This is a genomic window from Micromonospora radicis, assembly GCF_003583405.1.
In the GTDB taxonomy this organism is placed as follows: Bacteria; Actinomycetota; Actinomycetes; order Mycobacteriales; family Micromonosporaceae; genus Micromonospora; species Micromonospora radicis.
This window is the reverse complement of the sequence record NZ_QXEC01000018.1, coordinates 89330-111997: the sequence shown is the minus strand read 5'-3', so window position 1 is coordinate 111997 and position 22668 is coordinate 89330. Positions and strand designations below refer to the sequence as shown.

Below are 22668 nucleotides of genomic sequence, written 5' to 3'. Positions count from 1 at the left end.
TGGTTGGGCCGCTGGACGGCTGCCTACCATTGCGCCTGTGACCAGCATGGCCGTCGTCGAACACCCGGGGTTGCTGCCCGGGTCGCTCGGCGCTGCCCGGCGGCACCCCCGCAGGACCACCCGGGACTGGCTCGTCGACAGCTTCTGCTTCCTGGTCTCCATCGGCTGGGTGCTGGTCGCCACCCTCGACGCCGCCTCCCCGAGCCCGACGCTCGCCGAGCGGCTGCCGTACGCCTGGATGATTCCGGCGGACGCGCTCGTCGGTCTGGCCCTCTCCGCGACGCTGTGGGTACGCCGCCGCTGGCCGCTCGGGCTGGCCCTGGTGACGCTGCCGCTGTCGGCGTTCTCGATGGCCGCGGTGGCCGCCACGGTGATCATCTACTTCACCCTCGTGGTGCACCGGCGTACCGCGGTGGCCCTGGCGATCACCGCGGCCAGCTGGGTGCCCAACATGCTCTTCGCCCTGCTGCGGCCCGAACCTGGACACTCGTACTGGAACACCACGCTGTGGGGAATGCTGCTCAGCCTGCTGGTGCTCGCCTGGGGGATGTTCGTGCGGGCCCGCCGGCAGCTGGTGGTGTCGTTGCGGGAGCGGGCCGAACGGGCCGAGGCCGAGCAACAGCTGCGGATGGCCCAGGCCCGGCAGTTGGAACGCACCCGCATCGCCCGGGAGATGCACGACGTGCTGGCCCACCGGATCTCGCTGCTCAGCCTGCACGCGGGGGCACTGGAGTTCCGCCCCGACGCCGCCCCCGACGAGGTGGCAAGGGCGGCCGGTGTGATCCGGAGCAGCGCGCACGCCGCGTTGCAGGATCTGCGCGAGGTGATCGGCGTACTGCGGGCCGAGGCGTCGCTGGCCGAGGACCCGGAGCGACCGCAACCCACCCTCGACGATCTGCCCGCGCTGGTCGCCGAGTCCCGCGCCGCGGGAGTCCGGGTCGAACTCGGTGACCGGGTGACCGAGGCCGAGCGGCTGCCCGAGGTGGTGGGCCGCAGTGTCTACCGGATCGTGCAGGAAGGGCTGACCAACGCCCGCAAGCATGCCGCCGGTGCCGCGGTCTCCGTCGAGCTGGCCGGCCGTCCGGGGGACGGGCTGACCGTGGAGATCCGCAACCGCCGGCCGGTGGGGGAGGCGGCCGGCGCGGCCATCCCGGGCAGCGGTACCGGGCTGATCGGGGTCGCCGAGCGGGTCGACCTGGCCGGCGGGCGGTTGGCCTACGGCCGCGACGACTCGGGCGACTTCCGGCTGGCCGCGTGGCTGCCCTGGCCCGCCACGTGACCGGCCCCGCTGGGGCTGCCGGGCCGGTTGGGGCTGCCGCGCCGGTTGGGGCTGCTGGGCCGGTTGGGGCTGCCGGGCCGGCGGGGGCTGCCGGGCCGGTTGGGGCTGCCGGGGCTGCCGGGCCCGAGCCGACGGGTGACTCGCCCGACCGCGCGGTGCGGATCCTGATCGTGGACGACGACGCGCTGGTCCGCGCCGGGCTGTCGATGATCCTCGGCGGCACCCCCGACCTGGAGGTGGTCGGCGAGGCGGCCGACGGCAGCGAGGTGGTCGCGGCGGTGACCGCGTGCCGCCCGGACGTGGTGCTGATGGACATCCGGATGCCCCGGATGGACGGGCTGGCCGCCACGGAGGCGCTGCGCGCCCTGCCCCGGCCGCCCGAGGTGCTCGTGCTGACCACCTTCGACGCGGACGAACACGTGCTGCGGGCGTTGCGGGCCGGCGCCGGCGGCTTCGTGCTCAAGGACACCCCGCCGGCCGAGATCGTGCGGGCGGTGCGTCGGGTGGCGGCCGGCGAGGCGACGTTGTCCCCGACGGTCACCCGGACCCTCATCACGCACGTGACCGCCGGGGCCGCGGCAGCCGAGCCCCGCCGGGAACGCGCCGCCCGGCTGCTCGCCGGGCTGACCGAGCGCGAGCGGGCGGTCGCGGTGGCCCTCGGCCAGGGACGCACCAACGCCGAGATCGCCGCCGAGCTGTTCATGAGCGTGGCCACCGTCAAGGCGTACGTCTCCCGGCTGCTGACCCGCCTCGACCTCAACAACCGGGTGCAGGTGGCGCTGCTCGTCCATGACGCCGGACTGGTCTGAGCGCCGCCGCGCGGAATGCGCCGAGAAAGGGCGTTGAACTTTCCCGCCACGGGGGACGTACCAATGCGCGAGGTGCGGTGCTCAAGCGCACCGCAGCCGGAGTTGCGGGAGGCCTGCCGTGCGAGTTGATGAGCAGTCGACGGATCCCATCGATCAGATTCTGGGTGAGTTGCCGGTGCCGACGCCGCTGACCCCCGAGGACGTCCGGCTGGCGGTCCGGGCGGTGGTGGTGCATGCGGCGGAGGAGTGGCCCTCGGGGGCACTCTGCCGCAACGACGGCGCCCGGTTCCCCTGCCGTCTGCATCGGTGGGGACGGAACGTGCTGTTGAACCATGGGCTCAACGAGCGGCAGCTCGACGCGCTCATCCGGCACGGCAATCCGTTCGTGCACGTGCCGTTCCCGTTCCTGGTGAACGGACCCAACCCGGCACGGCCCCCGGCGGTCCGTCCGCCGGCCGGCGAGCGGAGCACTCCGCAGCCGGGTCGGGCCGCTGCCCACCCGGGGCGGACCGATCGGGCCGCCGGGTATCCGCCACGCCAGGACCGCGCCGCCGGGTATCCGGTGCGCGGTCCGGTTCCCCGGGTGGCGGCTCCCACGGTTCGGGCCGGTGCCCGGACCGCCGGTCCAGGCCGGCCGGTGGCACCCCCCGCCACCGCGCCGCGCTGGCCGCGGGCGAGTTGAGAGGGCTCGCCCGTCGGCGGTACGACGCCGGCCCGGGCTGCGGGTCGTTCCCCGCCTGCGCCCGGGCCGGCGTCGCGCACCTGCGCCGTCAGCGGTAGCCGGCGGGGATCCCGCAACTCGGTGCCGCCCAGTAGGTGTTGTTCGGGCTGCCGTCCCGGTTGTTCTCCCGACGCGAGTCGACGTGGACGTGGGTGTTGTGCCCCGACACGCCGGGGCCGATGATCCCGCTGAACCCGTGGTTGCGGGCCGCCCGGGCGATGTCGCACAGCGACTTGTCCCGGGAGATCAGGTCGGCGGCGTTGCCGTACAGGTGCTGGCTGTTCGAGGCGCCCCCGACCTGGCTGTTGCAGGTGCGGCTGCGGTAGCCGCTGGTGACGATGAGCGGCTGGTCGCCGAGGCCCTTGCGCAGCGCCTCCAGCTTCCACATGGTGCGCAGGGCGTTCTGCCGGGTCTGCGCGGTCGTCAGCGGGCCGCCCGTCCAGCCGCCCCGGCCGCAGCCGTCGTCCATCTCGTTCCAGCTGAAGTGCCGGGGCGTGCAGTCGCCGTCCTGGATCTGGTACAGCTTTGCGAAGGTCTGCGGGCCGGCGATCCCGTCGGCCCTGATGCCGTACGCCGACTGGAACCGGCGTACCGCCGCGGCGGTCTTCGGGCCGTACTGGCCGTCGAGCTCCACGATGTCGCGGTTCCCGGCCCAGCCGGCCACCCGTAGTTGCAGCTCACGCACGTCGCTACCGGAACGACCCTGGGAAAGGGTGCGGTTCCAGGTGTAACAGGCGTCGGCATGGGCCGCCGGCGCGGCGACCACCGAGGCGATCGCTGCGCCCGGCAGGGCCAGGGCGAGGGCGACGACAGCCCGTTTCAAGGTGTGTACGCGCACAGAAGTCCTCCCGATAGGAGAGCGATTGGGGTGGCATCCGGGACTTCGACCGAGGCGTCCCGTGGATCCACCCTCGCACCCGACCGGACGGTTGGCGGCGATTAACGAGAATTGTCCTCACGATCCGGCGTAGCTGAGGATCTGCTGGGAGTCTGTGCCGTTCCGCAAACGGGCAGCAGCGCCCGAGGCGATCCGAACGCGCCGTGCCGGTGCGGAACGTCGCATCCGGTGGCACCGAGGGTCATGTTCTCCGGCCCTCGTGGTTCGGTAACGTCAGCGCGGTCGACGACGGGGAGGCGGGCGTGGCGCGCGGTGGCATCTTCTGCGTCGAGGGCCAGTGGCACCGGGACCTCAACGACCGGGGTTCGGTGCTGCCCACCCTCGAACTGCTCGAACGGCTGGGCCGGGCCCGCTTCATCCACAAGGACGCCGCCACCCGCGACGAGTTGTTCTACTTCATCGACCGCTGGCTGCTCAAGCAGTACGCCGACTACCGGCTGGGCTTCTTCGCCATGCACGGCGAGCCGAACCGGCTGTGCCTGACCGACTGGCACTCGGTCGAACTCGCCGAGGTGGCCGAGCGGATGGCCGGCCGTTGCGAGGGACGCCGGCTGTACTTCGGCAGCTGCTCGGTGCTGCGCGCCTCCGAGTCGGTGCTGCGTGACTTCCTCGACCGCACCGGTGCCGCGTTGATCTGCGGTTTCACCCGGGACGTGGACTGGGTCGAGTCGGCGGCGTTCGAGACCGTCCTGCTCGACGTGCTCGCCAACGGGCAGCGGCACAACGCCGCCGAGTTGCGGATGGGCTCGGCACACTGGGCGCCCCTGGCGTCGTACCTCGGTTTCCGGATCATCTACGCCAACGGTCGGGCCTGGCGACCGCCGGTGCGTCCCCGGGTACCGAGCCAGCCGTCCGTAGCCCGCCCCGGCTGAGCGGTGCGGCTGGTAGAAACGAACGATGCCACGCACGATCGCACGCAACTCCCGGGTCGACCGGGACGGCCTCGTCGAGTTTCTCCGGCCCCGACACCGGGTGGTGCTGATGACCACCCGCGCCGACGGCCGTCCGCAGTCCTCGCCGGTCACCGCCGGGGTGGACGCCGCCGGCCGGCTGGTCGTCTCCACCTATCCGGAACGCGCCAAGGTCGCCAACATCCGCCGGGACGCCCGGGTGTCGGCGTGCGTCCTCTCCTACGAGTGGGACGGGCCGTGGGTGCAGATCGACGGCACGGCCGAGGTGCTGGACCTGCCCGACGCGGTCGAGCCGCTGGTGGAGTACTTCCGCAGCATCTCCGGCGAGCATCCGGACTGGGACGAGTACCGGCAGGCGATGGTCCGGCAGGGCAAGTCGCTGATCCGGGTCACCATCACCTCGTGGGGCCCGGTGGCCACCGGGGGATTCCCGGCCCGGCTGGCCGACTGAACGCGGTCGGGCGGGGTGCGGCGGTGGCCGCACCCCGCCCGAGCGGTCAGGACCGGGCCGTCGCGTACGTGGCGCAGCCGATCAGTTCCATCGACACCTGGAGCCGCTCCAGGCTGATGTTCTTGGCGATGGTGTCCTCGGGGCTGTGGTAGGGCGGCTCCAGCAGCGCCGGAGACTCCTCACCCCGCCAGGAGAAGTTGGCGCTGGCGATGCCGACCTCCTGGAACGACTGGTGGTCGCTGGCGCCGCGTTGGGTCACCGGGGAGATCTGCGGCTCGTAGCCGAGGCGCCGGGCTGCGCCGGTCACCTCGTCGGTGGCCCGGTTGCTCTGGCCCGTGAAGGAGAGCAGCCAGTACCGCGTAGCCGGATCCCAGCTGGTGGCGACCATGTCGTTCTGGTAGACGGCGAGGATCCGGTCGCGCTCGGCCTGCGGCAGCTCGCGTACGTAGTAGCGCGAGCCGATCAGGCCCTGCTCCTCGGAGCCCCAGAGGCCGAACCGGACGGTGGCGTTGATCGGGATCGCCTTCAGCACCCGGGCCAGCTCCAGGCAGAGCACGGTGCCGGAACCGTCGTCGTTGGCGCCCGGTGCGCCGATCACCGAGTCGTAGTGCGCGCTGACCATGACCACCGGACCGTCCGCCCCGGACCGCCCGGGCCGCTCGGCCAGCACGTTGTGCGAGGTCAGCCCGCGGTGCGCGGTGGTGGCGATGGTGAGGGTGAGCGGACGGGCCGCCAGCAGATCCCGCAGCCGGTGCTTCTGCGCCTGGGCCACGCCGACCACCGGGATCGGCAGCGGCGAGCTGGCCGAGCCGGGCAGGGTGGGGGAGAACGCCGCCGCCCGGCGGGGCTCCACCAGGTCGGCCGGGAGGAAGACGACGCCGACCGCGCCCGCGGCCACCGCCCGCGCGGCCACCGCCTCGCGCTGGTTCGCGACATAGTCCACCAGCACGATCTTGCCGGCGGCCTCGGCGGTGAAGTTGGCGGCCGCACCCGGGCCGACGTCGAGCACGTCGGCGGTGACGCTGGTGTCCAACGCCGCGTGGGCGCTGGCACCGACCTGCCAGTTCAGGTCGGTCGGCAGGCCGACCGGCGAGCTGAGCTGGGCGAGGAACTTGTCGGCCACCGGGAACGGCTGCAGGGTGGTGTCGTAGCCGAAGTGGTCGAGCTGGCTGGCGATGTAGTGCGCCGCCCGGCGCTCCGAGTCGGTGCCGCCGATGCGCGGCCCGATGTCCTCGGAGAGGACCTTCAGGTGCTCCAGCGCGCGCCGGGACGACAGCTGGGCGACGACCTTCCGGTCGTCGGGGGTGAGCGCCGGTGGCCGGTGCGCGCCCGGACGGGCGTCGTCGGTGGCCCAGGCGGGCGCGGGCAGGGCCACGGTCGCGGCGGCGCCACCGAGGGCGACGGTCAGCATCCGGCGCCGATTGAGGAAGCTGGATCCGATAGCGGGGGACGATTCGTGCGAGGGTGTCACGGTGTCGTCGAGTGAGGACAAGACAGCGCCTCCTGATTTGAGGTCAGACCCGGGGTGCAGGGGGTGTGCGACCCGGGTCACAGCGGCTCGAATCTATCCCGCGAGCTGCCGTTTCTCAAGATCAGAGGATCAGTAGGCGACAGTGAAGCGCATATTCCGGAATTGTGGATTCTCGATCTCGTCGACGACGGCGACGGCCAGATCCTCGTAACTGAGCACGGAACGGCCATCGATGTCGGTCACCGGCTGATCGGTTCCGGTGCGATATCGCCCGGTACGTTCACCCGGATGGAACTCCAGCGGGGGTGGGGAAACGTACGTCCAGCTCACCCCGTCGGCCGAGGAGCGGTACAGCTCCAACGCCGCCGCCTGACCCAACGCGGCGTCCCGGTACTCCTCGGGAAAGTCGGGCTCGTCCAGCAACCGGCTCCCGGCCGGGGTCAACAGGGTGGCTCCGCCGCCCACGTGGATGACCCGGGGCGCGGCCGGCATCCCGCGCAGGGCGTCGAGCAGGCAGCGTGCCGCGTCCGGCCAGAGCGTGTGGTCGCCGCCGCCGATCGCGACCACCAGCGCGTCCGCCTGCGGCGCCAACTCCCGGACACTGCGCTCGCTGGTGGCGTCCCCGGTGACCACCCGGATCCCGGCCGGCAGGTACGAGATGGCCTCCGGCCGGCGGACCGCGGCGACGACCCGGTGTCCCCGGTCGAACGCCTCGACGGCGATCCGCGAGCCGGCGGTGCCACCCGCCCCGAACACGACGATGTCGCTCACGGTCCCAGGCTATGGACCGACGCGGGCCGTCGTCGGCGGAACGCCGATCCCGGTGCCCGGCGGCACCGCGCCGTCAGTCGACCAGCGCGGAGTAGACCAGCTGCCGCAGCTGCGGCCGGATCGGCCAGGTGCTCGACGGCATCAGCTGGGTGAAGAACATCGCGGTGATCTGCTCCACCGGGTCGACCCAGAAGGCGGTGCTGGCCACCCCACCCCAGTAGTACTCGCCGACACTGCTCGGCAGCCGGCTGGGAATCGGGTTGTCCACCACCGCGAAGCCGAGGCCGAAACCGACTCCGTCCTGGGTCGTCTCGGTGAACCCGCCGGTGGACAGGGTGCCCAGATCCTGCCCGCCGGGCAGGTGGTTGCGGGTCATGAAACGCACCGTGCGGGGGCCGAGCAGGCGTACCCCGTCCAGCTCGCCGCCGCGCAGCAGCAGCTGGGTGAACCGGTGGTAGTCGACGGCCGACGAGATCAGCCCGCCGCCGCCGGAGAGCAACGTCGGCTTCTCGTACGCCAGCGCGCCGAGCCCGTCGTGCCGGACCGCCCGGCCGCTCGCCGGGTCGGCCGCGTACAGCGCGGCGAGGCGGGCGCTGTCGACGCCGTCGACGTACCAGCGGGTGTCCTCCATGCCCAGCGGTCGTAGGATCCGCTCGGTGAGGAAGGAGTCCAGGCTCTGCCCGGAGACCACCTCGATCAGCCGGCCGAGGACGTCGGTGGCGACCGAGTATCCCCACGCGGTGCCGGGCTGGAACAACAACGGCAGCTCGCCGAAGACCCGACAGGCCTCGGCCAGGTCGACGCCGACCGGCGGGTGCAGGTCGTAGCCGGCGGCCCGGTACAGCCCGTCGACCACCGAGGTCTGGATGAAGCCGTACGTCAGCCCGGCGGTGTGGGTGAGCAGGTGCCAGATCCGGATCGGCTCGATCGCCGGCACGGTGTACGGCTTGAGCGTCGACCCCTTCGAGTAGACCCGCATGTCGGCGAACTCGGGCAGCCAGCGGCCGATGTCGTCGGTCAGCTCGAATCGACCCTCCTCCCAGAGGATCATCGCGGCCACCGACGTGATCGGCTTGGTCATCGAGTAGATCCGCCAGAGGGTGTCGGCCTGCACCGCCGCACCGGCCTCCCGGTCCCGCAGCCCGTACGTCGAGCAGTGCGCGACCTCGCCGCGGCGGGTGACCACCACCTGCCAGCCGGGCAACCGGCCGTCGTCGACGTAGCGGGCGAAGTGTTCGTCTATCCGGGCCAACCGGATCGGGTCGAAGCCGACCTGTGCCGGGTCGATTGTGCGTGCCATACTCACCCGACCGAAACTACCGGGCGGTACCCGCGTCGGGAAGGCGCGGCGGCGCAACTGCAAGTCGAGTGGTTGCCGGTGAGCCGGTCCGGCAGAAAGTGGAGGGTCGGTGGCCGAGGAACCCCCCGCACCCGCCGGCACCTCGGCGTCCCGCCGCCTCCGGGCGTCGCGGCACGGGCGATCCGCCCGGCACCGCCCGATGGGGCACGACCGGCAGTCGCACCCGGTGCAGGACGGTACGCGGACCGCCTCCCGCCGGCTGGCGCGCACCCGCCGACGGCGCCGGTACGCGATGGAGGCCGTCGCCGCCTTCGCGGGCCTGCTGGTGCTGGTCGGCTATGTGAACCTGTGGTCCGAGCCGGTCCCCGAAGAGCCGGCGGACACCGACGGACTGCCGGCGGTGGTGGGGCGACCGAGTCTGCCGAGCCCACTGCCCACCGCCCCGGCGGTGCCCGGGTTGCAGCCCCGTGAGCGGTCCCCAAGTCCCAGTCCCAGTCCCAGCCCCCGCACGGGGTCGCCGGCCGCCCCGGGAGTGCCGACGACGCTCACGGTGAGCCGTTCGGACATCCCCGACATCGTGGATCTGACCGAACTGGGCCGGCGCGACTGGGTGCACTGGGGGCTCGGCGACGCCGGTACCACCGTGCGCAAGCGCGACGGCTCCGCCGAGATCCGTGACCTGGGCGGCAAGGGCGAGCGGGGCGGCTGGGACGGCAACCAGGAGCTGTTCCGGTGGCGTGACGGCGTGCCGGCGGAGTCCGCCGACGACACGCCCGACGGGGTCTACACCTGCGGTACGGGCAACGGCTTCAGCCTGGCGGTCGTCGCCGACGGACGGCCGCGTACCGCCACCGTCTACCTCGGTGTCTGGATGGCCCGCGGCCGGCTGGACGTGCGGCTGGCCGGCGGTGGACCGGGCCGCACCGTGCGCCTGGAGGAGCGGCACACCAGCCAGTCCACTCGGGTGTCCGTCCGGTTCCAGGCACCGGCGGGGTCGAGGCTGTTGCTCTCCTGGACGGTGGAGGAGACCTTCACCCCGCACTGCGGCAACGTCGGTCTACAGGCGGTGGCGCTCCGCTGAGCGCTGATGCCGGGTGCGGGGCCGGGTCCGGCAGTAGCGTGGAGCGGGTAACGAGTTCACCAGCTGGGAGGATCGATGGGCGCAGGTGATCAGGTGCTGGACAGCCCGACGGGCTGGGTGGCCGAGCACATCCACCGCTATCTGGAGACCGACGGCGCCGAGGGCCACGAGTGGCGGCCGGGCGTCTACACGCTGCTGTTGACCACCCGTGGCCGGCGTAGCGGTGCGTTGCGGCGGACCGCGTTGATCTACGGGCGGGACGGCGACGCGTACGTGGTGGTCGCCTCGCAGGGCGGTGACCCGCGGCACCCTGCCTGGTACCTCAACCTGCGGGACGATCCGCAGGCGCAGGTGCAGGTCGGCGCCGAGCGGTTCACCGTACGGGCGCGCACCGCCACGGCCGAGGAGAAGCCTCGACTGTGGGCCGTGATGACCGGCATCTGGCCCGCGTACGACGACTATCAGGCCAAGACGGAGCGGGACATTCCGGTGGTGCTGCTGGACCGGATCTGACGCGGTCCTCGCGTTGGCGGGACAGTTTGTCCGTCGCATCGGCTCCGGTGGCTCGTACCGTCCTGCTGTCCATGTCCCACCGTCCTCTGTGGAGGCCAGGCCGATGAACAGCAGCAGTACCCTCCGTCCGTCCGCGCCGACCGGCGAGCGGACCGGAGCGGCGTTGCGGGAGATCCCGCTGCCACCGTACGTGACCGCCGAGGATGCCCAGTTCGCCGTCCGGGCCGTCGTGGTGCACGCACCTCGCAGGTGGTCGGGAGGGACGATCTGCCGCAACGACGCCAGCCCGCACCCGTGCCGGTTGCACCGGTGGGGCACCCGGGTGCTCGCCCTGCGCGGCCTGCACGCCGCCGACATCGCCGCCCTGATCGAACGCGGTGACCCCGCGGCACCGCTGCCGCCCCGGCCCACCGCCTGACGGTCGGGCAGGGCCCCTCCCGGCGTTCGAAGACGGGATGGGGCCCGGTGCGGCAACCTGTTCCAGTACCCGTCCGGCGGGCCTTCATGCCGGCCGGACCACTGGTAGTGGTCTATTTGACGGATGCCCTGGTAGCGGGCACCGTGGGCAGTGAAGGGGCTCTGAGCTGCCCCGATACTGCGGTGTGCGGGGTGAGTTCCGGCCCGCGGCAGGACCGCGAGCCGCGCGATCCGCACCCGGAGCCCGATGTAGACCCACGAGGAGTCCGCCATGCTCACGATGACCGACAACGCCGTTCTGGTGATCCGTGACCTCGCCGCCCAGCAGGACGTGACCGAGGGCGGCGGCGTACGTATCGCCGCGGACACCCAGGCCGGCTCGCTCACCGTCGAACTGGTGCCCGCGCCGGTCGAGGGAGACCAGGTGATCGACAGCCAGGGTGCCCGGATCTTCCTCGACTCCGACGCCGCCGACCTGCTCGGCGACGCCTCCGTCGACGCCAGCGTCGACGACGAGGGGATCGTGCAGTTCGGCTTCACCGAGAAGCAGTGACCGTCGGTCAGCCGGCGCGGCGGGCGGATCCGCCGCGTGGTGTCCGGCCACGCGGCGGGGGCGTCGCGTCGTCGTAGTGACCGCGCTGGCCGGCGACGACCGGGTGCCAGGCCCCGTCGTGCGCCGGCTGCCCCAGCGCGGCCAGTACGTGGGCCAGGTGGTGCGAGGTGCTCCACGCCAACCAGTTGGTCGTCGACCCGGCACCGGCGCCCCGCCGGGCCCGCCGCAGGATCTCGTGATCGCCCCAGGAGAAGGCCGCGCCGGCCGACGGCCAGTGCGATGTCGACACCACGGTGCGACACAGGTCGGCCACCCGGCCGTCACCCCGGCCGCCCCGGCGGGACCAGCGGTAGATCCACCAGGCGTCGTCGGTGGTGTACCGCACCGTCGGCAGCCGGTCACCGGCGACCGCCGGCACCGCCGTCGCCGACGCCACCCCGTAGTCGCCGAACCCGACACCGAGGTCGGCCAGCTCCTGCCAGAGCAGCCAGTCCCAGCGGCCCAGGCGCACCGGCTCGTCGGTGGGCAGCCGGGACAGCGCCGCCGGCATGCCGCCGGCCGCCACGCTGACCGAGCGCCAGGCGTGCCGGCGCGCCCAGTCCAGCATCCGCCGGACCCGCGGTTCGACCACCCGTACGTCCGCCGGACAGCCCACGTCGCCGCAGTCGACCAGCAGGTCGCACTGCTCGGGGGCCAGCCGCGCGTACCGCCAGATCCGTTCGGTGGCCGCGGTGGTGGCGTCGGGGCCGGCCCGGTCCTGGCCGACCCGCAGCCGTACCACGGCCCGGCCGGTGTGTGCCCGCGCCGTGGCACCGTGCGCGGCCAGCCGCCGCTCGCCGTCCGCGAGGCAGATCACCGGCATCAGCGGTACGCCCCAGCGGGCCGGTTCGGCCGCGGCCGCGTCGGGTACGGCGCTCACGTCGAGGGCCGGCACCAGCCCCGGCGGAAGCCGTCCGAGCGCCTCCACGATGGAACGGTCCATCACGGACAGTTGCAGGATCGGGGCGATCATCGGAGCGTGGGCGCCGTCGAGGTGGCCGAGCGCATCCAACTCGCCGCGCTGACCGGCGAGGATGGGGCGGTAGACCGGCTCCGCCGCCCGGGCGGGCATCATAATTAAATGTAGCCAGTTGACTACCCAGCGCACAGGGCGATCGGTCGGTAATTCCGGCGGGCGGGTGTCAGCTCCCGGACTATCGTCACCGGATGCCCGACGCCGCGCACCGCTACCGCTCCGCCGACGAGGACAGCGCCCGCTGGCAGGACTTTCCCCGCCGGCCCGGCGACATCGTGATCAGCACCCGGTCCAAGAGCGGTACGACCTGGATGCAGATGATCTGCGCGGTGCTGGTGCTGCGTACGCCGGAGTTGCCGGCGCCGCTGACCGGGCTGTCACCGTGGCTGGACTGGCTGGCCGAACCCGTCGAGCAGGTGTACGCCCGGCTGGCCGCCCAGTCGCACCGCCGGTTCATCAAGACCCACACGCCGTTGGACGGGGTGCCGGACGACCCTCGGGTGCACTACCTCGTGGTGGCCCGGCACCCGCTGGACATGGCGCTCTCCCTGCACCACCAGAGCGCCAACCTGGATCGGGCCCGCCTCGCCGAACTCACCGGCCAGCCCGTCACCCCGACCGGCAGTCGGCATCGCCCGTCGGTCGAGCAGTCGCTCGTACGCTGGATCGAGGCGGATCCCGACCCGCGCGAGGAGCTGGATTCGCTGCCCGGCGTCATGTGGCACCTGCGCGACGCGTGGGCCCGACGGGACCGGCCCAACGTGCACCTGGTCCACTACGACGACCTACGCGCCGACCTGGCGGGGCAGATGCGCCGCATCGCCGCGCTGCTGGAACTCGAACCGCCCCGGCCGGATCTGGTCGAGGCCGCCACGTTCGAGCAGATGCGCAGCCGCGCCGACCAGCTCGCTCCCGACGCGGGTGGGGTGCTGAAGGACCGGCGTGCGTTCTTCCGCGCCGGTCGGTCCGGGCAGGGCAGCGCCCTGCTCGACGAGGCGAACCGAAACCGCTACCGGGCGCGGGCCGCCACGTTGGCGCCACCGGACCTGCTGGCCTGGCTGCACCGCGACCGCTGACCCACCCGCCTGCCACGGTCGGCGTTCGCACGACACCTCCTGCGCGCGGCCGGTGAGCGGCTGGGCGGTTCGCCCCCGACGCCGCCGACCGGGGCCCAAGCCGCTGATCCGGGATCGGGTCGCCTCCTGGCCCGGGGCTGTAAGTCATGATCGCGTTCGATCCGGGATCGAGTGGCTTCCTGGCCGGGGGCTGTAAGTCATGATCGCGTTCGATCCGGGATGGGGTGGCTTCCTGGCCGGGGGCTGGTGGTCATGATCGCGCTCGATCCGGGATCGAGTGGCTTCCTGGCCGGGTGAGGCCACTCGATCCCGGATCGAGTGGCCTCACCTGTGGTCTGGGCGCGGGCGGCCCGGGTGGTCTGGAGGCGGGCGGCCCGCGGGCCTCACCTGTGGTCTGGGCGCGGGCGGCCCGGGTGGTCTGGAGGCGGGCGGCCCGCGGGCCTCACCTGTGGTCTGGAGGCGGCGTCGTCGCGGGTTGGCGAGCACCCCCGGTACGGCACCAGCCCGGGCCGACGAGGCCCGGGCTGGGGTACAGCGGTTCCCGGTGTCGTGACCGGGCGGTCGGTGTCAGCTCAGTCGTCGTACCGGTCGTCGTCGTCATCGTCGTCGTGGTCGACCGGCTCCTGCTCGGCCTTGACCACGGCACCGGTCTCCCGGTCGATGTCGATCTCGTGCTCGGTGTCGCCCTTGACGATCTCGACCTCCCAGACCGGCCGGCCGTTCTCCCGGTCCCGGTCGATCTCGGTGATCCGGCCGCCACCGCCGACGTGCGCCAGGGCCAGTTCGCCGGCCCGCTCGGCGCTGACCGCGTCCGCACCGGCCGCCGGGGTGCCGCTGTCGGTCGGCGCGGCCGAGCTGGTCGGGCCGGCCGGCGTCCCGCTGGCGGTCGGGTCGGTGGGGGTGCCGACCGTGCCGCTGTCGTCCGGCGTGACGTCGTCGTCCGGGGTGCCCGCGGTCGTCGGGGCACCGGTCGCGGCGGTCAGCGTGGTCGACCGGGCCTGGCCGTTGTCGGCCGCCGTGACGCCCAGGAACACCCCGGCCGCCGCGAGCACCGCCGCCGCGCCGCCGACCGACGCCAGGATCAGGGGGTTGCGCTTCATCGTCTCCACCTTCCCTCGGTTGTTGCATCGAGGATCGGTGCCGGCGGGATAGCTTCGCGCTGTGCGAACGCTAAGGCCGGGTTAAGGTCCCGGGCGGCTGGCGTCACTGATTCGGCGGGCCGAGTCGGAGCACCACCTCGGCCCCGCCGCCGGGGCGCTCGCCCAGTTCGAGTCGGCCGCCGCTGGCCTGGGCCGCCCGGCGGGCGATGTCCAGCCCGAGCCCGGTCGACCCGGCCTGGCTGGCGCCCCGGCGCACCGAGTCGGTGGTGATGCCGGGGCCCTCGTCGGCCACCGTGAGCAGCACCTGACCGTCGGCGGGTGCGAGCCGGACCGCGAAGGCGGTGCCGTCGGGGGTGTGTGCGAAGACGTTGCCGAGCAGCGCGTCCACGGCCGCGGCGAGTTCGTCGGCGGGCACGCCGACCGGCAGCGGCCCGGGCGCCAGGTCGAGTTCGACGGCGCGCCCGGTGTCCTCGGCGAGCACGGACCAGAACGCCACCCGGTCGGCGACCGTGGCCACGGCGTCGGTGACCACCACGCCCTCGGCCGGCGTACGCCAGCGGGCCTGCCGGATCAGTCCGGTGACGGCTCGCTCCAGCCCGTCGACCGCCTCGGTGACCCGGGCGGCGTCCTGCGGGTCGCGCAGCGACTCCGCCTCCAGCCGCAGGGCGGTCAGCGGGGTCCGCAGCCGGTGCGACAGGTCGGCCACCTGCTCCCGCTCCTGCACCAGCAACTCCTGGATCCGGCCGGCCAGGTGGTTGAGCGCGCCGCCCACTTCACGCAGCTCGGCCGGGCCGGCCGGTCGCACCCGCGCGTCCAGTTCGGCGTTGGCCAGCCGGTGCGACACCGCGGACAGCTCCCCGATCGGGCGGACCAGGGTGCGGGCCAGCCGGTCGGCCACGGCCAGGCCGATCAGCACCAGCACGACCCCGAGCAGCGCCAGGACCAGCCAGGCCCGGCCCACCCCGGCGGTCATCTCGGCGTACGGCACGACGGTACGGATGACCGCGGTGCCGTCGGTCCGCCCCTGTACGGCGATCACCACCTCCCGGCCGTCGGCGGTCTGCGCGGTGAGGCTCTGGCCCCGGGTGGCGAGTTGCACCGCCGGGGTGGGGGTGGCGGGTGAGCCGAGCACGGTGCCGTCGGGTAGGAACACGCTGACCGGTCGGCCGGACTCGGCGACGAGTTGGTCGACGGTCAGCCGGATGGTGTCCGCGTCGGCGGTGCCGACGACCGTGGCGAGGCTCTGCGCGTCCGAGGTGGCCCGGACCGTGGCCCGGTCCTCGGCGGCGGTCCGCAGCAGCAGCGCCAGCGGCACCAGGAAAGAGATCACGATGAGGACGCTGACCGCCGCGACCAGCAGCGCCAGCCGGGCCCTCACCCGGTCACCTCGGGGGCGACCAGCCGTACCCCCACCCCGCGTACGGTGTGCAGGTAGCGCGGCTGCTGCGCGTTCTCGCCGAGCTTGCGGCGCAGCCAGGACAGGTGCACGTCGACGGTCTTGTCCGCTCCGCCGTACGGGACCTGCCACACCTCGGTGAGCAGTTCCCGTTTGGTCACCACCTCACCGACGCGGGTGGCCAGGTGCCGCAGCAGGTCGAACTCGCGAGGGGTCAGCTCGACCGGCGTCCCGTCCAGGCTGACCTGCCGGGACCGGGGGTCGATCCGCAGCCCGCCGACCACCAGGGTGGGATCCTCGTCGGCCGGTCCGGCCGGCCCGCGTCGCAGCACCGCCCGGACCCGGGCGTCGAGCTGGGCGGCGGTGAACGGCTTGACCACGTAGTCGTCGGCCCCGGCGTCGAGCACCCGGACGATCTCCCGCTCGTCGTCGCGGGCGGTCGCCACGATGACCGGCACCGCGCTGACCGCCCGCAGCATCCGCAGCAACTCCCGGCCGTCCAGGTCGGGCAGGCCGAGGTCGAGTACGACGAGGTCCGGTCGGTCGTCGAGGGCGTCGCGCAGCCCGGCCATCGCGGTCGACGCGGCTGCCACCGCGTGGCCCCGCTCGCGCAGTGCCCGCACCAGCGGCATCCGGATGGTCAGGTCGTCCTCGATGAGCAGCAGGCGGGCCACAGCAGGCAGGGTATCCCCGGTGGGGCGTGCCGGCGGTAGCCGTTAACCCTCCCTTAGCGTTGCCCGAAGGTCGTCCCAACCCGCGATCGGGGATAGTCGGGTGATGGGCCGTCGTACCTTCCTCGCCGTCGCCGGGTGGCTTGCCACCGCGCTCGTCGCCACCGTGATCGGGGTCGCCGCCATCCAACTGGTCGGGGAGAGCCTCACCGGTACTCCGGGGGGCGTGCGCAGCCAGGAGGAGGTGGCCCGGGCGTTGGCCGAGCCGACCCCGCCCCGGCCGAGCGGTACGACCCCGGCGACGCCGTCGAGCCCGACGGCCGGCCCGAGCGCCGAACCCGGCAACCGGCGCAGCTTCGTCACTCCCGGCGGCAGTGCGGTGGCCGCGTGCGTACCGGGCGGGGTGTGGCTGGTCTCCTGGACGCCCCAGCAGGGCTACCGGGTGGACGACTACGACCGGGGACCGGACGACGACGCCGAGGTGAAGTTCGTCGGCCCGAGCGGCGAGTACGAGCTGTCCGTACGCTGCGCGAACGGCGTGCCGGTCCTCGACCCGGATGACGACTGAGTGCTCCGCCGCAGGTCAGGGGCATGATCGATTGCTCGGCTGTCCTTGATCGGACAGCTGCTTGCGTAGCTGCTGGCGACTAACACGACATACGTTCGAGGCACAAAGGGTGCCGATCAGCACTGATCGCACGGTAGGTGCATCATGCGCCGAACTAGTTGTGAACGGTCATCCGGCATCGAACCTCCCGGTGGCTGCGCTATCGGGAGCAAAACCCGCTTACCGCACAAAACCCCAACCCGCCACGGCGGCGGCCGGCCGGAGAGGAGTCTGATGTCCAGCGCGAGAGCTAGAGGCAGATGGTCGATACAGCCTGTGCCGGAGGAGGAGGCCAGCGCCCGCGCCGACGCCGAACAGACCACCTGCGCCGGCCCCGGGATGCCGCTGACCGCGCGGGTGCTGTACGCGGTCGTCAGCGCCAACGGCGCGCTGATCCGTGGCCTGGGCGCGGCCACGGCCAATCGGCTCGGCACCGGGATGTACCAGGTCGTCTTCGACCAGGACGTGACCGGGGCCGGTTGTGTCGGCACCATCGGACTGGCCGGTAGTAACGGGCTCGCGCCGGCCGGGCAGCTCACCGTCGCCGGCCGCACCGGCATCCCGAACGCGGTCTTCGTGACCACCTACGACAGCGCCGGACTGTACGCCGACCGGCCGTTCCACCTGGCCGTGCTCTCCTGAGCCCCGGCGCACGAGTGAGCCCGACGCACGGTTGAGCCCGACGCACGGTTGAGCCCGACGCACGGTTGAGCCCGACGCGCGGTTGAGCCCGGCGCACGAGCGCGCGGCGCCGTTCGGTCCGAGGACCGAGACGTCGCCGCGCTCGACCGTCTCCCACCACCGCAGCCGTACGGCGGTACGTCAGTGGGGACCTGGCGTGGCCGGCGCTGCCGGCCGGTGGTGTCGATCCCCGTTCTCGGCGCCGGCAAACCCTCGGATCGTGGCCGATTCCACCATTTGCAAGTCCCGGCGTGGCGTGGCCCCGCACGGGGTATGTGCCCTGGCATGGAGCACTTCACTATCGCGACCGTCGCCGAGAAGAGCCCGGACTTCCGGCGCGTGCTGTGGACCGGGAAGCACACCCAACTGGTGATCATGACCATCCCGGCCGGTGGAGAGATCGGCGAGGAGGTCCACGAGGACATCGACCAGATCCTCACCTTCGTCTCCGGCACCGGCGAGGCACGCGTCGCCGGCGAGAAGCGCGAGGTAGTCCAGGGCGACCTGGTCGTCGTGCCCGCGGGCACCCGGCACAACTTCGTCAACACCGGACCGAACCCGCTGGTGCTCTACACCGTCTACGGTCCGCCGGAGCACGCCGACCAGGCGGTACACCGCACCAAGGAGGAGGCCGACGCGGCCGAGGCCGCCGGCGCGGACGAACCTCCGACGTCCTGACCGCCCGGGCGACCGGGTCGGCCGGTCGGTCGGCCCGGCCGCCGCTGGCGTGAGGACGTCCGGGTCGGGTACCCGCACCGGATGCAGCCGGTGCCGATCTCCGACTACGGGTTCCTCTCCGACTGCCGCTCCGGCGCGCTGGTCGGCCGGGACGGTTCGGTCGACTGGTGGTGCCCGGACCGGTTCGACTCCCCGTCGGTCTTCGGCCGGCTGCTCGACCCCGAAGGCGGCCACTGGCGGATCGCCCCGGTCGGCGCCGGCACCGCCGGGCACCGGGTGCAGCGGTCGTACCAGCCGGACACGCTGGTGTTGCGCACCGTGCACCACACCCCGGAGGGCAGCGTCGCGGTCACCGACGCGCTCGCCGCCGAGCCGGGCGCCCGCACCCACCAGTTCGGCATGCGATCACCGGCCGTGCTGCTGCGCGTCGTGGAGGGGCTCTCCGGTCGGGTACGCATGGCGGTGGACTTCCGGCCCCGCCCCGAGTACGGCCTGATCAAGCCGTACCTGCGGGAGCGGGACGACGGGGCGCTGGTGGTCAACGCCGGTCCGGTCCAGCTGGTGCTGCGCTGTGCCGGGCCGCGGCTGCTCGCCGAGCACGGCCAGGTTCGGCAGACATTCGAGATCACCGAGGGGCAGCGGGTCGGCTTCGACCTCGCGTACGCGGCCGCCTACGGTGACCCACCGGCGCAGCTGGAGCCGGTCGGCACCCTCGCCGACACGGTGCGAGCCTGGCAGTCGTTCCGGGCGGTCCACCACTACGACGGCCGCTACCCGGAGGTGGTCCGGCGCAGCGCGACGGTGTTGACCGGACTGACCTACGCCCGCAGCGGCGCGGTGACCGCCGCGGCGACCACCTCACTGCCCGAGGTGATCGGCGGCGACCGCAACTACGACTACCGCTTCGCCTGGTTGCGGGACTTCGCGATGACCCTGCGCGCGCTCTGGGTGGCAGCCTGTCCGGACGAGTCGTCCCGGCTGTTCGCCTGGGCGGCCCGCGCGGTCGGTCAGATCGGCACCGACCCGGTACCCGTGCTCTTCGGTCTCGAAGGCGAACGCGACGTCTCCGAGCACGTCTGCCCGAACTTCGCCGGCTACGCTGGCAGCCGGCCGGTCCACGTCGGCAACGACGCCTGGCGGCAGCGCCAGCTGGACGTACCCGGTGAGGTGCTGTCGGCGGTCTGGCGGCTGCGCGACCAACTCGGCGACAAGTTCGACGCCGAGCTGCGCGAGCTGGTCGTCGGCCTGACCGAGCAGGTCGCGGCCGCCTGGCACCTGCCGGACCGGGGCATCTGGGAGCCCCGGGACGACGAGCGGCATTACCTGTCGTCGAAGGTGCTCTGCTGGGTGGCGATGGACAAGGCGGTACGGCTCGCCCCCCGCCTCGGCGAGCGGGCCGACGTCCGCCGCTGGGTGGCCGTCCGGGACGAGATCCGGGCCACCGTGCTCCGCGAGGGCTTCCACGACGGCCGGGGAGCCTACACCGGCGTCTTCGGTTCACCGGAGCTGGACGCCGCCGCGCTCTACCTGCCGGTCGTCGGCTTCCTGCCGGCCGACGACCCCCGGATGCGGGCCACCATCGCGGCCGTCGAGCGGGAACTGGGCGGTGACGGCGGACTGGTCCGCCGCTGGAAGGAGGAACCGGCCGGCTTCGTGCTCTGCTCGTTCTGGCTGGTGGAGTGCCTGGCGCTGGCCGGTGAGCGGGACCGGGCCGCGCGGCTGTTCGAGGAGGTGGCCGGGCACGCCAACGACCTCGGGCTGTTCAGCGAGCAGATCGACCTGAAGACCCGGGCACACCTGGGCAACACGCCGCAGGCGCTGTCGCACATCGGTCTGATCCATGCCGCCTGGCGGCTGACCGACCCGACCGCCGACTGAACCGGGCCGCCCGCTGGCGGCTGCTCAGCGGGGCAGCACCGGCACCCCGGAGACATCCACCGTCTCCGGGTACTTCACCCCGGCACCGGTGTTGAGCACCACCACCCGCTCCCCGGCCCGGATCCACCCACCGGCGCGCAACTTCCGGGCGGCGGTCAGGCAGGCCGCCCCCTCCGGGCACAACAGCAAACCTTCCCGCGCGGCGAAGTCCCGCAGGTCGGCGAGGATCTCCGCGTCGTCGACCGCGATCGCCGTGCCGGCGGTGGCCCGCAACGCCGCCAGGATCAGCTCGTCGCCCAGCGGCGCGGGCACGGTGATGCCGAACGCCACGGTGTGCGCGTCGGCCCACGGCCGGGCGCGGTCCTCACCGGCGGCGAAGGCCCGGACGATCGGCGCGCAGCCGCTCGACTGCACCGCCACCAGCCGGGGCAGCCGATCCTCGATCCAGCCCAGCTCGCGCAGTTCACCGAGCGCCTTGTGGATGCCGATCAGCCCCACCCCGCCCCCGGTCGGGTAGACGATCACGTCGGGCACCCGCCAGCCGAGCTGTTCGACGATCTCGTACCCCATCGTCTTCTTGCCTTCGAGTCGGTACGGTTCGCGCAGCGTACCGGCGTCGAAGATGGTGCCCGCGGAGGCCGCGACGAGCGCGGCGACCTGCCGCCCGGCGTCGCTGATCAAACCGTCGACCAGGCGCAGGTCCGCGCCGGCCGCCACGCACTCGCGGCGGCAGATGCTCGGCGCGTCCACCGGCATCGCGATGGTCGCGCCCATCCCCGCGCGGGCGGCGTACGTCGCCCAGGCCGCGCCCGCGTTGCCGTTGGTCGGCATGGCGATCCGCCGGATGCCCAGCTCACGGGCCCGGCTCACGCCCACCGCCGCCCCACGGGCCTTGAACGACCCGGTCGGGGTCAGCCCCTCGTCCTTGACCAGCAGCTCGTCGACACCGATCCGGGCGCCGTACGTCGGCGCGCGCAGCATCGGCGTCCACCCCTCACCGAGGGTGGTGACGTGCCGGGGCTCGGCCACCGGCAGCAGCTCCCGGTAGCGCCACAGGTCGGCCGGGCGCAGCCCGAACCGCTCCGGCTCGACCAACCCGGCCACCCTGGCCAGGTCGTAGCGGGCCAGCAGTGGCGAGCCGCAGTCGCAGAGGTTCTGCGGCACCCCGGCGTCGTGTTCCCGGCCGCAGCGCGGGCACTCCAGGTGGGTCAGGTACACGACGCCCATTCTCCGGCAGTCCCGCCGGTGGCGCCCGCCCACCGTGTGGTCCGCCCGCCGGGTGGTCCGCCCGCCGTGTGGTCCGCTCGCCGCCGTGCGGTCCGTGGTCCGGCGACGGGGCGTTCGCGGGCATGGCGGCGGTCATCGGGGGTAAAACGGTCGGTATGGACCACGCTGACCACCCCACCGCCGTTCTCCCCGGCGACGTCCGGATCCCCCTGCTCGGCTTCGGTACCTGGCAGGCCACCGGTGAGGCCGGCTACCGGGCCGTACTCGACGCGCTCGACGCCGGCTACCGGCACATCGACACCGCCACCATGTACGGCAACGAGGAGGAGGTCGGCCGGGCGGTACGGGAGAGCGGGCTGCGCCGCGAGGATGTCTTCCTCACCACCAAGCTGCCGCCCGAGCGGGTCGGCCGGGAACGCGAGACGATCGAGGCCAGCCTGCGCGCCCTCGACGTCGACCACGTCGACCTGTGGCTGGTGCACTGGCCGCCGAGCGCGCCGGGCGACCTGATCCCGGTCTGGCGGGAGATGCTGGCCGCCCGCGACGCCGGGCTGGCCCGCGCGGTGGGCGTGAGCAACTTCAGCACCGGGCAGATCGACGAACTGATCCAGGCGACCGAGGAGAATCCGGCGGTCAACCAGATCAAGTGGAGCCCGTTCCTGTACGACCGGCAGCGGCACGCCGAACACCGGGACCGGGGAGTGGTGCTGGAGGGCTACAGCCCCTTCAAGACCAGCGACCTCTCCGACCCGGTGCTGACCCGCATCGCCGGGGCGCACAACGTGTCGCCCGCCCAGGTGGTGCTGCGCTGGCACATCGACCACGAGATCGTGGCGATCCCGAAGTCGGTGACCCCGGAACGGATCCGGGCCAACGCCGACGTCTTCGGCTTCTCGTTGACCGCCGAGGAGATCCGCGACATCGACGCCCTCGGCAAGCCCTGACCGTTCGCCGGGCCGGCACCGAGATCTTGGTAGGAAACCGCCCAATCCACGTCCAACCTCGGTACGTACGCCGGTCCAACTCACGGACCACCCGCGCAGTGAGCGGGTTCCGGCGGAACTGAACCGACGGCGCGGTACACGCCGGGAGGCAGGCGAGGGGGTGCGGTGTGGGTCCAGCGGTGTAGGGCGTACCGCCGGCCCTTGTCTTCGACGTGGACCG

Annotated in this window: 24 protein-coding genes; 15 read left to right on the top strand and 9 right to left on the bottom strand. The window is 73.0% G+C overall.

Features of this window, described 5'->3' with window-relative positions:
* The first annotated feature begins 37 nt into the window (after positions 1 to 37).
* From D2L64_RS18910 to D2L64_RS18900, 3 genes are all read left to right on the top strand, one after another.
* The gene (locus D2L64_RS18910) at positions 38 to 1279 is read left to right on the top strand and encodes a sensor histidine kinase (protein ID WP_119578362.1); all 1242 of its coding nucleotides are present in this window, start codon (positions 38 to 40) and stop codon (positions 1277 to 1279) included.
* On the top strand, positions 1276 to 2088 hold the full coding sequence (locus D2L64_RS18905; RefSeq protein WP_407663136.1) for a response regulator: 813 nt from the start codon (positions 1276 to 1278) through the stop codon (positions 2086 to 2088). The genes D2L64_RS18910 and D2L64_RS18905 overlap by 4 nt, the downstream gene beginning before the upstream one ends.
* A gap of 118 nt (positions 2089 to 2206) precedes the next feature.
* Entirely contained in the window at positions 2207 to 2770 is a 564-nt protein-coding gene (locus D2L64_RS18900) for a hypothetical protein (protein ID WP_119578358.1), read from the top strand.
* A gap of 88 nt (positions 2771 to 2858) precedes the next feature.
* On the opposite strand, the gene D2L64_RS18895 is transcribed toward D2L64_RS18900, so the two are convergent.
* Entirely contained in the window at positions 2859 to 3647 is a 789-nt protein-coding gene (locus tag D2L64_RS18895) for a D-Ala-D-Ala carboxypeptidase family metallohydrolase (protein ID WP_119578356.1), read from the bottom strand.
* 302 nt (positions 3648 to 3949) lie between these two features.
* On the opposite strand from D2L64_RS18895, the gene D2L64_RS18890 reads away from it, so the two are divergent.
* Complete coding sequence (locus D2L64_RS18890) at positions 3950 to 4579, top strand: DUF6642 family protein (protein ID WP_119578416.1); 630 nt, start codon at positions 3950 to 3952, stop codon at positions 4577 to 4579.
* A gap of 25 nt (positions 4580 to 4604) precedes the next feature.
* A complete protein-coding gene (locus tag D2L64_RS18885) occupies positions 4605 to 5069 on the top strand; it encodes a PPOX class F420-dependent oxidoreductase (RefSeq protein ID WP_119578354.1) in 465 nt (154 codons plus the stop codon).
* 46 nt (positions 5070 to 5115) lie between these two features.
* Here D2L64_RS18885 and D2L64_RS18880 read toward each other — a convergent pair whose 3' ends face one another.
* The 3 genes from D2L64_RS18880 to D2L64_RS18870 form a co-directional block, all read right to left on the bottom strand.
* Positions 5116 to 6480, bottom strand: coding sequence for a M28 family peptidase (locus D2L64_RS18880; RefSeq protein WP_119578352.1), 1365 nt, complete (start codon positions 6478 to 6480; stop codon positions 5116 to 5118).
* 189 nt (positions 6481 to 6669) lie between these two features.
* Entirely contained in the window at positions 6670 to 7311 is a 642-nt protein-coding gene (locus D2L64_RS18875) for an NAD(P)-dependent oxidoreductase (protein ID WP_119578350.1), read from the bottom strand.
* A gap of 73 nt (positions 7312 to 7384) precedes the next feature.
* Positions 7385 to 8611, bottom strand: a complete 1227-nt coding sequence (locus D2L64_RS18870; RefSeq protein WP_407663138.1) for a serine hydrolase domain-containing protein — start codon at positions 8609 to 8611, stop codon at positions 7385 to 7387.
* A gap of 109 nt (positions 8612 to 8720) precedes the next feature.
* Between D2L64_RS18870 and D2L64_RS18865 the strand changes: the two genes are divergently transcribed.
* From D2L64_RS18865 to D2L64_RS18850, 4 genes are all read left to right on the top strand, one after another.
* Positions 8721 to 9692 (top strand): hypothetical protein, encoded by a 972-nt coding sequence (locus D2L64_RS18865; protein WP_233559031.1) that lies wholly within the window; start codon positions 8721 to 8723, stop codon positions 9690 to 9692.
* A 75-nt stretch (positions 9693 to 9767) separates the two neighbouring features.
* Complete coding sequence (locus tag D2L64_RS18860; RefSeq protein ID WP_119578345.1) at positions 9768 to 10205, top strand: nitroreductase family deazaflavin-dependent oxidoreductase; 438 nt, start codon at positions 9768 to 9770, stop codon at positions 10203 to 10205.
* 103 nt (positions 10206 to 10308) lie between these two features.
* Positions 10309 to 10623, top strand: coding sequence for a hypothetical protein (locus tag D2L64_RS18855; RefSeq protein ID WP_119578343.1), 315 nt, complete (start codon positions 10309 to 10311; stop codon positions 10621 to 10623).
* A 270-nt stretch (positions 10624 to 10893) separates the two neighbouring features.
* Entirely contained in the window at positions 10894 to 11175 is a 282-nt protein-coding gene (locus D2L64_RS18850; RefSeq protein ID WP_119578341.1) for an adhesin, read from the top strand.
* A 7-nt stretch (positions 11176 to 11182) separates the two neighbouring features.
* Here the strand turns inward: D2L64_RS18850 and D2L64_RS18845 are convergent, their stop codons facing one another.
* Entirely contained in the window at positions 11183 to 12322 is a 1140-nt protein-coding gene (locus tag D2L64_RS18845; protein ID WP_407663135.1) for a beta family protein, read from the bottom strand.
* A gap of 59 nt (positions 12323 to 12381) precedes the next feature.
* Here D2L64_RS18845 and D2L64_RS18840 point away from each other — a divergent pair, with 59 nt between their 5' ends.
* Positions 12382 to 13266, top strand: coding sequence for a sulfotransferase domain-containing protein (locus tag D2L64_RS18840; protein WP_119578339.1), 885 nt, complete (start codon positions 12382 to 12384; stop codon positions 13264 to 13266).
* 572 nt (positions 13267 to 13838) lie between these two features.
* Here the strand turns inward: D2L64_RS18840 and D2L64_RS18835 are convergent.
* The 3 genes from D2L64_RS18835 to D2L64_RS18825 form a co-directional block, all read right to left on the bottom strand.
* Positions 13839 to 14366: a PepSY domain-containing protein gene (locus D2L64_RS18835; RefSeq protein ID WP_119578410.1), complete on the bottom strand. Its 528-nt coding sequence runs from the start codon at positions 14364 to 14366 to the stop codon at positions 13839 to 13841.
* Positions 14367 to 14469: 103 nt separating this feature from the next.
* Positions 14470 to 15744, bottom strand: coding sequence for a sensor histidine kinase (locus D2L64_RS18830; protein ID WP_119578337.1), 1275 nt, complete (start codon positions 15742 to 15744; stop codon positions 14470 to 14472).
* Entirely contained in the window at positions 15741 to 16436 is a 696-nt protein-coding gene (locus tag D2L64_RS18825; RefSeq protein ID WP_119578335.1) for a response regulator transcription factor, read from the bottom strand. The genes D2L64_RS18830 and D2L64_RS18825 overlap by 4 nt, the downstream gene beginning before the upstream one ends.
* A 103-nt stretch (positions 16437 to 16539) precedes the next feature.
* On the opposite strand from D2L64_RS18825, the gene D2L64_RS18820 reads away from it, so the two are divergent.
* From D2L64_RS18820 to D2L64_RS18805, 4 genes are all read left to right on the top strand, one after another.
* Positions 16540 to 17001, top strand: a complete 462-nt coding sequence (locus D2L64_RS18820) for a septum formation initiator (RefSeq protein WP_119578333.1) — start codon at positions 16540 to 16542, stop codon at positions 16999 to 17001.
* 315 nt (positions 17002 to 17316) lie between these two features.
* Positions 17317 to 17682, top strand: a complete 366-nt coding sequence (locus D2L64_RS18815; protein ID WP_233559030.1) for a hypothetical protein — start codon at positions 17317 to 17319, stop codon at positions 17680 to 17682.
* 324 nt (positions 17683 to 18006) lie between these two features.
* Positions 18007 to 18399: a cupin domain-containing protein gene (locus tag D2L64_RS18810; protein ID WP_119578329.1), complete on the top strand. Its 393-nt coding sequence runs from the start codon at positions 18007 to 18009 to the stop codon at positions 18397 to 18399.
* An 81-nt stretch (positions 18400 to 18480) separates the two neighbouring features.
* A complete protein-coding gene (locus D2L64_RS18805) occupies positions 18481 to 20277 on the top strand; it encodes a glycoside hydrolase family 15 protein (protein WP_119578327.1) in 1797 nt (598 codons plus the stop codon).
* 24 nt (positions 20278 to 20301) lie between these two features.
* Here the strand turns inward: D2L64_RS18805 and D2L64_RS18800 are convergent, their stop codons facing one another.
* Entirely contained in the window at positions 20302 to 21495 is a 1194-nt protein-coding gene (locus D2L64_RS18800) for a threonine synthase (protein ID WP_119578408.1), read from the bottom strand.
* A gap of 164 nt (positions 21496 to 21659) precedes the next feature.
* Here D2L64_RS18800 and D2L64_RS18795 point away from each other — a divergent pair, with 164 nt between their 5' ends.
* Positions 21660 to 22448 (top strand): aldo/keto reductase, encoded by a 789-nt coding sequence (locus tag D2L64_RS18795; protein ID WP_119578325.1) that lies wholly within the window; start codon positions 21660 to 21662, stop codon positions 22446 to 22448.
* Positions 22449 to 22668: the final 220 nt, after the last annotated feature.